The 11,133-nt window shown below is 62.0% G+C and carries 10 protein-coding genes; 9 read left to right on the forward strand and 1 reads right to left on the reverse strand.

What is annotated here, in order from left to right:
• Nucleotides 1-43: 43 nt before the first annotated feature.
• The 5 genes from ACE3PP_RS14135 to ACE3PP_RS14155 all read left to right on the forward strand — a co-directional run bounded on the left by ACE3PP_RS14135 (nt 44) and on the right by ACE3PP_RS14155 (nt 4,304).
• Complete coding sequence (locus tag ACE3PP_RS14135; RefSeq protein WP_374383367.1) at nt 44-1,207, forward strand: ABC transporter substrate-binding protein; 1,164 nt, start codon at nt 44-46, stop codon at nt 1,205-1,207.
• A gap of 77 nt (nt 1,208-1,284) precedes the next feature.
• Nucleotides 1,285-2,316 (forward strand): ABC transporter ATP-binding protein, encoded by a 1,032-nt coding sequence (locus ACE3PP_RS14140; protein WP_374383369.1) that lies wholly within the window; start codon nt 1,285-1,287, stop codon nt 2,314-2,316.
• 15 nt (nt 2,317-2,331) lie between these two features.
• Nucleotides 2,332-3,264 carry an ABC transporter permease gene (locus tag ACE3PP_RS14145; RefSeq protein WP_374383371.1) on the forward strand — a complete coding sequence of 311 codons (933 nt, stop codon included), beginning with the start codon at nt 2,332-2,334 and terminating at the stop codon, nt 3,262-3,264.
• A complete protein-coding gene (locus tag ACE3PP_RS14150) occupies nt 3,254-4,090 on the forward strand; it encodes an ABC transporter permease (protein WP_374383373.1) in 837 nt (278 codons plus the stop codon). The genes ACE3PP_RS14145 and ACE3PP_RS14150 overlap by 11 nt, the downstream gene beginning before the upstream one ends.
• Nucleotides 4,065-4,304 (forward strand): cold shock domain-containing protein, encoded by a 240-nt coding sequence (locus ACE3PP_RS14155; protein WP_374383375.1) that lies wholly within the window; start codon nt 4,065-4,067, stop codon nt 4,302-4,304. Before ACE3PP_RS14150 ends, ACE3PP_RS14155 begins: the two co-directional genes overlap by 26 nt.
• Before the next feature lie 207 nt (nt 4,305-4,511).
• Here ACE3PP_RS14155 and ACE3PP_RS14160 read toward each other — a convergent pair whose 3' ends face one another.
• Entirely contained in the window at nt 4,512-6,206 is a 1,695-nt protein-coding gene (locus ACE3PP_RS14160) for an ABC transporter substrate-binding protein (RefSeq protein ID WP_374383377.1), read from the reverse strand.
• A gap of 322 nt (nt 6,207-6,528) precedes the next feature.
• Here ACE3PP_RS14160 and ribB point away from each other — a divergent pair, with 322 nt between their 5' ends.
• The 4 genes from ribB to uvrC form a co-directional block, all read left to right on the forward strand.
• Nucleotides 6,529-7,608: a 3,4-dihydroxy-2-butanone-4-phosphate synthase gene (ribB, locus tag ACE3PP_RS14165; protein ID WP_374383379.1), complete on the forward strand. Its 1,080-nt coding sequence runs from the start codon at nt 6,529-6,531 to the stop codon at nt 7,606-7,608.
• Between the two features lie 2 nt (nt 7,609-7,610).
• Nucleotides 7,611-8,384 carry an SDR family oxidoreductase gene (locus tag ACE3PP_RS14170; protein WP_374383381.1) on the forward strand — a complete coding sequence of 258 codons (774 nt, stop codon included), beginning with the start codon at nt 7,611-7,613 and terminating at the stop codon, nt 8,382-8,384.
• Nucleotides 8,385-8,535: 151 nt separating this feature from the next.
• Nucleotides 8,536-8,943: a dihydroneopterin aldolase gene (locus ACE3PP_RS14175; RefSeq protein ID WP_374383383.1), complete on the forward strand. Its 408-nt coding sequence runs from the start codon at nt 8,536-8,538 to the stop codon at nt 8,941-8,943.
• A 540-nt stretch (nt 8,944-9,483) separates the two neighbouring features.
• Nucleotides 9,484-11,133 (forward strand): excinuclease ABC subunit UvrC (gene uvrC, locus ACE3PP_RS14180; protein ID WP_374383389.1); only part of this gene is annotated, 1,650 nt, incomplete at its 3' end.

Below are 11,133 nucleotides of genomic sequence, written 5' to 3' on the forward strand. Positions count from 1 at the left end.
ATCGTCCGTGCGCCCCCGTCGCCAACATAGGGAGGGGTAAAAAATGTCCTTTAAATCGACACTCGCCGCCACCAGCGTCGCCGCAGGCATCCTGCTTGCCGGAGGCGTTGCCCAGGCCGAGCCGCTGCAGAGCATCGGCGATGGCGAAGGCGAAGTCGCGATCGTCGCCTGGCCGGGCTATATCGAGCGCGGCGAATCCGACAAGAATTACGACTGGGTGACCGGGTTCGAAAAGGAGACGGGCTGCAAAGTGACCGTGAAGACGGCCGGCAGCTCCGACGAAATGGTTTCACTGATGAACGGCGGCGGGTTCGATCTCGTCACCGCGTCGGGCGACGCGTCGCTGCGCCTGGTGAAGGGCGGTACCGTGCAGGAGATCAACACGAGCCTCATCGCCGATTACGGCAAGATCGATCCGCGCCTGCAGAACGCGCCGTGGCACACGGTCGACGGCAAGCATTACGGCGTGCCGTGGCAGTGGGGCCCGAACGTCCTTCTCTATAACGCCAAGACGTTCGAGAACGCGCCGCAAAGCTGGTCGGTCGTGTTCGAGGAGCAGAAGCTGCCCGATGGCAAGTCGAACAAGGGCCGCGTTCAGGCCTATTACGGCACCATCTACCTGGCCGACGCCGCGCTCTATCTGATGGTCAACAAGCCCGAACTCGGCATCAAGGACCCCTATGAGCTCAACCAGGCTCAGTTCGATGCCGCGGTCGAGCTGCTGCGCGGTCAGCGTCAGCTGGTGAACAAGTACTGGTCGGATGCTGCGGCCCAGGTTGACGATTTCACCAACGAGGGCATCGTCGCCTCAACCAGCTGGGCCTATCAGGTCAACACGCTGCGTGCCGCCGGCAAGGTGCCGGTGGGCTCGGTCGTGCCGAAAGAAGGCGCCACCGGTTGGGCCGACACCACCATGATGGCGACCAGTGCGCCGCATCCCAACTGCGCCTACAAGTGGCTCAACCATTCGCTCAGCAACAACGCCCAGGCCGGTGCCGGCTCCTGGTTCGGCAGCGTGCCGGCCGTGCCGTCCTCCTGCGCGGATCCGATCCTGACCGAGGGTGGCTGCATTGCCAACGGCTCGCAGCTCTTCGCCCGTATCCATTTCTGGAAGACGCCGGTGAAGGATTGCGCCAGCCAGAACGGCGAATGCGTCCCCTACAAGGATTGGGTTGCCGCGGTGCAGTCGGTGCAGAGCGGCCAGTAACTTCAACTACATCTACTTTGTGGGGCGGGTCAGTGATGATCCGCCCCACTTCTATATGAGACAGACGGATCTAGATCATGAATTCAACCAACACGGCCGCCGCGGTCACCTTCAACAACGTCTCCCGCCACTATGGTGCGGTGAAGGCGGTCGATGCGGTCAGTTTCGAGATCCGCCAGGGCGAGTTCTTCGCCATGCTGGGGCCGTCTGGTTCCGGCAAGACCACCAGCCTGCGCCTCATCGCCGGCTTCGAACAGCCGACCGACGGACATGTCGTTATTCACGGCACCGACATGAACGGTGTCCCGCCCTATGATCGCGACGTCAACACGGTGTTCCAGGATTATGCGCTGTTCCCGCACATGAACGTGCTGGACAATGTCGCCTATGGCCTGATGATCCGCAAAGTGCCGACGGCCGATCGCCGCCGCCAGGCCGAGGAAATGCTCGACATGGTGGCCCTCGGCGGCTTCGGCGGCCGCAAGCCGTCGCAGCTTTCCGGTGGCCAGCGCCAGCGCGTGGCGCTCGCCCGTGCGCTCGTCAATCACCCCAAGGTGCTGCTGCTCGACGAACCGCTCGGAGCCCTCGATTTGAAACTGCGCGAGCAGATGCAGGTCGAACTCAAGGCTATTCAGCGCCGCGTCGGGATCACCTTCGTCTATGTGACCCACGATCAGGGCGAGGCGCTGTCCATGAGCGACCGCGTTGCCGTCTTCAACCAGGGCAAGATCGAGCAATTGGCAAGCCCAACGGAGCTCTATGAAAGCCCCGCGACCGCCTTCGTCGCCGGCTTCGTCGGCATTTCCAACCTGCTCGAAGGCGCTGCCGCCAGAGCCGTGACCGGTGCCGACGGCGCCTGCTCGATCCGACCGGAAAAAATCCATCTCGACCGCCCCGGCAGCGCCGTTCCGGCCAACGCGATGGGGACGACCGGCCGCGTCAGCGCCATCCTCTATCTCGGCGCCAATACGCGCTATGACGTTGCCTTGCCGAGCGGCGGCGAAATCACCGTCGCGGTGCAGAACCGCGATGCGCATATCGAACCCAAGGAAGGGGACGAGGTGCAATTGTGGTGGGAAGCGCGTCACCTGATGCGCTTTGCCGGCTGAGGGGTGACGCACGCCATGTCGGCTCTCCTGCAAAACCGATCGCTGAGCAACAGCCTGTCCACGTTGCTCTATCGCCATCCGCGCTTGATCCTCACCCTGCTGCTGGTGCCGCCGGTGCTGTGGCTCGGCATCATCTATCTGGGCTCGCTCTTCACGCTCCTCGCCCAGAGCTTCTTTTCGATCGACGATTTCACCGCGCAGATCGTCTACACGCCGACGCTCGATACCTATGCGCGGCTTTTCACGGCGACCAACCTCAGCATCATCCTGCGCACGGTGATGATGGCGGCGGTGGTCACAGTGATCTCCGGCATCATTGCCTTCCCGCTCGCCTATTACGTCGCCCGCTTCGCCAGCGGCCGCATGAAGGCTTTCTTCTATATCGCGGTGATGCTGCCGCTCTGGTCGAATTACCTGGTCCGCGTCTATTCGTGGAAACTGATCCTCGCCAAAGAAGGCGCCATCCACTGGCTCTTCAATGTGCTAGGCCTCGGCCCCATTCTCGACTGGGTCCTCACCCTGCCCGTGGTCGAAGGCTCGTCATTGTCGACATCCTATATCGGCACGACGCTGACCTTCGTCTATATCTGGCTGCCGTTCATGGTGTTGCCGATCCAGGCCGCGCTCGAACGCGTGCCGCGTTCGCTCATCGAAGCCTCGAGTGATCTCGGCGCCCGGCCGAACGAAACCTTCCGCAAGGTGATCTTCCCGCTCGCCATCCCCGGCATCGCCGCCGGTTCGATCTTCACCTTCTCGCTGACACTGGGGGACTACATCATCCCGCAATTGATCGGCTCGTCGCGCCCCTTCATCGGCCAGGCGGTCTATCAGTTCCAAGGTACGGCAGGCGATATTCCGATGGCCGCCGCCTTCGCCATGGTGCCGATCGTGATCATGGCCTTCTATCTGGCCGCCGCCAAACGCCTGGGAGCCTTCGATGCCCTCTAAGACCATCAGCGCTCCCGATCGCTCGAAGGGCACCGCCGGTTGGGGGCTGAAGGCCGCCGCTTGGTTCGGCGTCCTCTACCTCAATCTCCCCATCCTCTTCATCGTGCTCTACGGTTTCACCACCGACGAGGCGAGCTATTCCTTCCCGCCGCCCGGCCTCACCACCGAATGGTTCGCCGTGACCTGGGCCAAGAGCGACTTCTGGGATGCCTTCTGGCTGTCCATCCAGGTGGCGTTCGCGTCGATGGCGATCGCCATGGTCCTCGGCACGCTCGCCGCGGCCGCGATGTACCGTTTCAAATTCTTCGGCAAGGAAGCAGTGACGCTGCTGATCCTGCTTCCCATCGCCCTCCCCGGCATCGTCACCGGCATCAGCCTGCGCTCGGCCTTTGCGCTGGGCGAGATACCGTTCAGCTATCTCACCATCGTGCTGGGTCATGCCACCTTCTGCATCGTCGTCGTCTACAACAATGCGATCGCGCGGCTCAGGCGCTCATCGCCCGCCCTCATCGAGGCGTCGATGGATCTCGGCGCCGATTCATTCCAGACCTTCCGGCACGTCATCCTGCCGAACCTCGCCACCGCGCTGCTGGCCGGCGGCATGCTGGCCTTCGCGCTCTCCTTCGACGAGATCATCGTCACCACCTTCACGGCGGGCCAGCAGGAAACGCTGCCCATCTGGATGTTCCGCCAGCTGGCACGCCCGCACCAGCGCCCCGTGACCAACGTCGCTGCGATCTTCGTCATGATCATCACCTTCGTGCCGATCCTCGCCGCCTATTACCTCACCAAGGACACCGATGACGTCGCCGGCAGCGGAAAGTGACAACCCCGTCGACGGCACCGTCGTCTGGTTCAAGATCGACAAGGGCTATGGCTTCGTGAAGCCCGATGATGGCGGTGCCGACGTTTTCGTCCATGTCGCCGAACTCGCGGCTTCTAACCTGCGCGACCTTGCCGAAGGCCAGCGCATCCGCTTCCGCCGCGACACGCATGGCGACGGACGGTTCTTCGCGGTGCGGATAGAGTTGATCGGTTGAGAGATACCCCCCTCCCCACCCTCCCCCTCAAGGGGGGAGGGAGAAGAAGACCAAACCTCTCAACACGCTCGATGCAATCCTCTCCCCCCTTGAGGGGGAGAGTTAGAGAGGGGGGTGTGCCAGCGCCATCTCAGGCCTACATCTTCCAAAAGAAAGCGGCCCGGGTTCCCCCGGGCCGTTCCGTTTCAAACCGATGCGATTGCGGACTTACTTGTCCCACCACATCTTTTCGCAGAAGTAATATTCCGTCGGGTGCGCTTCGTAGCCCGCCAGCTGCTTGTCGAAAGGCTGGTAGCTCTGGCGCCACAACGGCTGGACGATCGGGCCTTCCTCCTGCATCAGGTGCTCGATCTCCTTGATCACTTCCTTGCGGGCGGTGAGGTCGACCAGACCTTCGGCCTTGGTCAGCAACTCGTCGAACTTGGCGTTCTTGAAGTTGCTTTCGTTCCATGGCACGCCGGTCCGGTAGGCAAGGCCCAGCACCATGATGCCGAGCGGACGGTGCGTCCACACGGTGAAGCCGAACGGCACCTTGGTCCAGACGTCCCAGTACTGGGCCGAAGGCAGAACGTTGAGCTTCACGCGGATGCCCGCTTCCTTCCACTGCTCGACCATCGCCTGGCAGGCCGTCGGTTCCCAATCCGGGTCCTTCTTGGCATGCAGTTCGACGTCGATACCGTCCGGATAACCGGCATCGGCAAGGAGCTTCTTGGCGGCGTCGAGATCACGCGGCATCGGCATGTCGACGAATTCCGGATGCACCGGCGAGACATGGTGATGCTGTGCTGCCGTGCCCAGGTCGCCATAGGCGATCTTGGCAACGGCGGCCGTGTCGATGGCAAGGCGCATCGCCTTGCGGACGCGGGGATCGTCGAACGGCTTCTCGTCGCAATGCATGCGGGCGACGGCCGTCTGGGCCGTATCGATCTTGTGCAGTTCGATATGGCCGAGTTTCTGCACCGCCGGATAGATCTTGATGTCGGCGTCGTAAAGGCCGTCGACCTGCTTGGAGGCGAGCGCCGCCAGTTTGGTCGCCGGATCGTCGCCGAGGTCGATGAACTGCACCTCGTCGAGATACGGACCTTCGCCCCAATATTCCTTGCGGGCCTTGAAGACGACCTTTTTGCCGACCTCGACCTCGACCGGTTCGAAAGCACCGGTACCGATGGACCCGACACCCCACTTGCCTTCATCCTTCGGATGCAGGATCAGGGCCGGGTAGTGGAAGAGGTTTTCCGGAATGGCGAGGGTCGAGACCTGGCCGTTGAGCTTGATGGTATAGTCGTCGACCTTTTCGATCGCATTGGCATCCCACAGCTCGGTGGTCTTCTTCGGGTTGCCCTGCTCGTCCTTTTCGCCGGTCTCGACTTCCTTCAGCATGAAGCCCTGGAAGAGACCCAGCACCGACGAACCGACATTCGGATCGAGCCAGCGCTTGATGTTCCACAGGATATGCTCGGCATTGAGGCCGTCGCCGTTCGACCACTTGACGTCCTTCTTGAGGCGCAGCGTCCAGGTCTTCAGGTCTTCACTCGGCTCCCACGATTCCAACAGGATCGGCACGGTGATGCCGTCGCCCTGGGTGCGCGTCAGGTAATCGTTGGCCTGACGGACGCAGTTGGAATCATAGACCCACGAAAAGGTCGCCGGATTGTCGAGGGCTGGCACGCGGGCACCGATGCGCAGCACGCCGCCCTTCTTGGGCGTCTGTGCCCTGGCGGTACCGATCATATCGCCGCCCATCACCTTGCCGGCGATGGTATAGGCGGTGGCAGCGGACATGCCGAGCAGTGTCGCTGTGCGCAGAAAATCGCGGCGACCGATGACGCGATGTTCCAGCGCTTCGACGAGGCGCGGCATATCGGGATGATAGCCGTCGCCTTTGCCAGATCTGAAAGTCATTAAAACCTCCCTATTGGTAAAACGTCCCTGTAAGGCACGCCCGACACGGGTCGCACCCTTCGCATCTACCGCCCTTGTTGTTCGGAACGCCCACCCTGGTTCGGTCCGCTTAATATTGCCGGCGGTATCCCGTTAATCTTAGTTTCAAGCAGTCTCGACCGAAAATCCTTCCATCGTCAATCGTTCATGCAAAAATCGCATCGTGACCTGAGCCAGGATCATTCTCGACTTCTGCGGTCGGTTATGGGGGCCACTCTTGCGGCCCAGCTTGGGACAGGCTATTGCCCGACTATGTGTGAAAATCACCGCCGGAGTGACGCAAGTGACGAGCAAGCTTGATAGGATTGAAGACGCGATTGCCGACATCGCTGCTGGCCGCCCGGTCATCGTCGTGGACGACGAAGATCGCGAGAATGAGGGCGACCTGATCATGGCGGCGTCTAAGGCCACACCCGAGTATGTCGCCTTCTTCATTCGCCATACCAGCGGTATCCTGTGCACGCCACTGACCCGTACCGATGCGCGCCGCCTGCATCTCACGCCGATGGTGGCCGACAATGTTGCGCCGCACGCGACAGCCTTCACGGTCTCAATCGACTACGCCAAGGACCTCACCACGGGGATTTCCGCACAGGAACGCTGCGCCTGCATCCGGGCCCTCGCCAATCCCAATGTGGCGGCCGAGGATTTCGTCCGTCCCGGCCACATCTTCCCGCTCATCGCCCGCGAGGGCGGCGTCCTCATCCGCTCCGGCCACACCGAGGCGGCAGTCGACATGTCGCGTCTTGCAGGATTGCCACCGGTCGGCCTCATTGCCGAACTGGTGAATGATGACGGAACGGTGAAACGGCTCCCCGACATCCTGACCTTCGCCAAAGAACACAAACTGCTGGTAGTTTCGATCGACGAACTCATCGCCTACCGCCAGCAGCGGGAATCGCTGATCACGCGCGCCTCCGAAGGCAAGGTCGAAACGGCCATCGGTCCGGCCCAGGCGGTCGTCTATTCCACGGCGTTCGACGCCGCCCACCACATCGCGATCGTCTATGGCGATATCTCCGATGGTCGCGACATTGTCATCCGCCTGCAACAGGAGGATGCGCTGGCCGACGTCTTCAACCCGGACCAGAGCTCTCTCAAGAAGTCCTTGGCCCGCATCAAGGCGGCCGGTCGCGGAATCATCATCTATCTGCGCGAAGGTGCCGTCGGCGTGACACCGTCCGCCCCCAACGCCACCGGCAGCGAGGCGTCCCGCCTCGAACAGTGGCGCGAAGTCGGCCTCGGCGCTCAGATCCTCAAGGACCTTGGCGTCAAGTCGATCCGGGTCATCGCCACCAAGGAGCGGCAATATATGGGCCTCTCTGGTTTCGGCGTCGAAATCCTCGGGACGGAGCGGCTCTGAGCATGTCGGGCGGTGGTACATCCGGGGTCGTCTTCATCACCGGCGGCGCCAAACGCCTGGGCCGGGCCATTGCGCTGAAGCTTGCCGCCAACGGCTGGGATGTTGCCATCCATTATCACCGTTCCCGGGCCGAGGCCGAGGCGACGGCAGCCGAGATCAAGGCCCTGGGTCGGCGCGCCTGCATCGTTCAGGCGGACCTTGGGCGCGAGGCGGAAGTGGAAACCCTCCTTCCAGCGGTCACGGCAGAGCTCGGCACCCCCACCTGCCTTGTCAACAATGCCTCGGTCTTCGAGATGGACAAGATCGATACGGCGACCCGCGAAAGCTGGGACCGGCATATCGAGACCAACCTCCGGGCGCCCTTCGTCCTCTCGCAGGCCTTTGCGCGCTCCCTGCCGGACAATGCCGAAGGCAACATCATCAACATGCTCGACCAGCGGGTGTGGAAGCTCACCCCCTATTTCATGTCCTACACGGTCGCAAAGATGGGGCTCTGGACCCTGACGCGCACGATGGCCCTGGCCCTCGCCCCCCGAATCCGGGTGAATGCCATCGGGCCGGGCCCGACTTTGCCAAGTCCCCGGCAATCGGCCGAGCATTTTGCCGCACAGTCTGCGGCGATGCCGTTGGGGCACGGGGCGACGCCCGATGAAATCGCCGCGGCCGCGCTCTATATCTTGTCGTCTCCGTCCATGACGGGACAAATGATTGCGCTGGACGGCGGCGAGCATCTGGGTTGGCAGGTCCCCAACAAGGGATTTCAGCCTAAGGAGTGAATGGCCTGAAAGAATAGCCATGCCCGGCAACGAACCTTATAATGCGCGCCGTATTTATGGGCCCCAGGGTGCGGCCCTCCCTATCACCCCACCACCCCAGAGCGCGGTGGTCGAGCGGTGATCCAAACTGGAAACCGGAGGTCCTGGGACCATGAATCCATTGGAAAAGATCACGCCCTTGCCGAGCGCGGCACCTGTGCGGACGATGCGTGTCTTCATTCGCGATTTGGTGCTGCCTTGCTCGATCGGCATTCACCAGCATGAGCGATTGGCTCAGCAGCGGGTCCAGATCAACGTGGAAATGACCTGCGTCGAACATCCGGCCATCAACGACGATGTCGACAATGTGGTCTGCTACGCGACTGCCGTCATGGGAATCAAGGCGGTGGTGGCCGGCGGGCACATCAATCTGGTGGAGACCCTTGCCGACCGGATCGCCGATATCTGCCTCGCCGACCACCGGGTCCTCTCAGCCAAGGTGCGGATCGACAAGCTGGACGTCTTCAAGGAAGCCTTCAGCGTGGGTGTCGAGATCGAGCGGAACCGGGCTGACCGCTGAGTCGTTTCAGCTCGATTCGACCCTTGGAAATTCTTGACCGATTCATCAAAAGTTAAGCCTTTCAGGACTCTATCGGTCGATTCCTGAGGCAAGTTGTTCACACCGGCTTTGCCGAGTCCGAAGCGCCATTAAGAGTCAAGTCTGAATCCCGATCATGACCGAGTTGTTGCAAGTTCATCTAAATAAATATAACTAAAACAATAAGTTAGTATTTTTGCTTATTTTTTGTGCAGAGTGTAGGAAGTCAAGATTCCCGGACCCGACGGATAAAGCTCCCGGCAATATCGACAGACTTATCCACAGAATTGGTGGATATCCCTGAAGTGACCCGCCCACCCCGTCCGTGGTAGTTTTTGCCCAGCAATCCAGATACCCAAATTGAGTCGAAACGAGGCTCTCAGACGCCCCTCTTCGCACCGTTAGGATTCGTTTCGCGACAAGCCCATGCGCATGATTGACGATCCAGAACATCCACTCGAGGAGGAAAGCGACCTCGAGGAATTCGAGACCCCGGACGATGTCTCGGTCCGTCCGAAGGGGATGAGCCGGCTGGCGCACGGGGTCTCGGTGATCAAGGCCAAGGTCCGCACCCTGCCCAATGCACCGGGCTGCTACCGCATGATCTCGACCGAGGGCGAAGTCCTCTATGTCGGCAAGGCCAAGGATCTGAAGAAGCGGGTGACCTCCTACACCCTGCCCAACCGCCAGGCCATCCGGACCCAGCGCATGATCGCCGAGACGGCGACCATGGAGTTCATGACGACCCATACCGAGGTCGAGGCGCTGCTGCTGGAAGCCAATCTGATCAAGCGCTACCGCCCGCGCTTTAACGTGCTGCTGCGGGACGATAAGAGCTTCCCCTACATCCTCATCACCGCCGATCATCCGGCGCCCCAGATCACCAAGCATCGCGGCGCCCGCAACCGGCCGGGGCAATATTTCGGTCCTTTCGCCAGTGCGGGAGCCGTCAATCGCACCATCGTCGCCTTGCAGCGCGCCTTCCTGCTGCGTCCCTGTTCGGATTCCATCTTCGCCAGCCGAACGCGGCCCTGCCTCCAGTATCAGATCAAGCGTTGCTCGGCGCCCTGCGTCGGCCGCATCTCCGAGACCGACTATGCGGCGCTGGTCGAAGAGACGCGCGATTTCATGATGGGCAAGAGCGACAGCGTGAAGCAGCGCCTCGCCGCCGAGATGCAGAAGGCGTCCGACGCCCTGGAATACGAACATGCCGCCCGGGTGCGTGACCGGTTGCAGGCGCTGGCACTCATCCAGAGCCGCCAGGACATCTATCTCGAAGGCGTGGAGGAGGCCGACATCATCGCCGCCTATCACGAGGCAGGGCATACCTGCATCCAGGTCTTCTTCTTCCGCAATCACGGCAATTACGGCAACCGCGCCTACTTTCCGGCCCATGACAAGAATGCCGAACCGGCTGAGATTCTCGCGGCCTTCATGGCGCAGTTCTACGAGAACAAGACGCCGCCGCGTCTCATCCTGGTCAATGAGATGCCGGCCGAGATCGATCTGCTGACCGAAGCGCTGACCCTTCGCGCCGGCGCCAAGGTCGAGATCGTCGAGCCCAAGCGCGGCGAGAAGGTGAAACCGGTCGAGCACGCCCTGGTCAACGCCAAGGAGGCCCTCGCACGCCGCATGGCGGAGAATGCGAGCCAGGGCCGGCTCATGGCCGGCATGGCCGAGATCTTCGGGCTGGAAACGGCGCCCAAGCGGATCGAGGTCTACGACAACAGCCATATTTCCGGCACCAACGCCTATGGCTGCATGATCGTCGCCGGCCCGGAAGGCTTCATGAAGAACCAGTACCGGAAGTTCGGCATCAAGCAGCCGGAGGCAGGTTCCGGCGAAGCGCCGATCGAACCGGGCGACGATTACGCCATGATGCGCCAGGTGCTCACCCGCCGTTTCACGCGGGCGCTGAAGGAAGATCCCGACGACACGCATGCCAGCTGGCCGGACCTCGTCCTCATCGACGGGGGCCAGGGGCAGCTCGGCGTGGCGCTCGAAGTCTTCGCCGATCTCGGCATCGACGATGTCGCCGTGGCATCGATCGCCAAGGGCCCCGACCGCAATGCCGGGCGCGAGCGCTTCTTCATGCCGGGGCGCGAACCCTTCGGCCTCGATCCCAAGCACCCGGTGCTCTACTACCTGCAGCGCCTGCGCGACGAGGCGCAC

It is taken from the genome of Dongia sp., assembly GCF_041910485.1.
Taxonomy (GTDB): Bacteria; Pseudomonadota; Alphaproteobacteria; order Dongiales; family Dongiaceae; genus Dongia.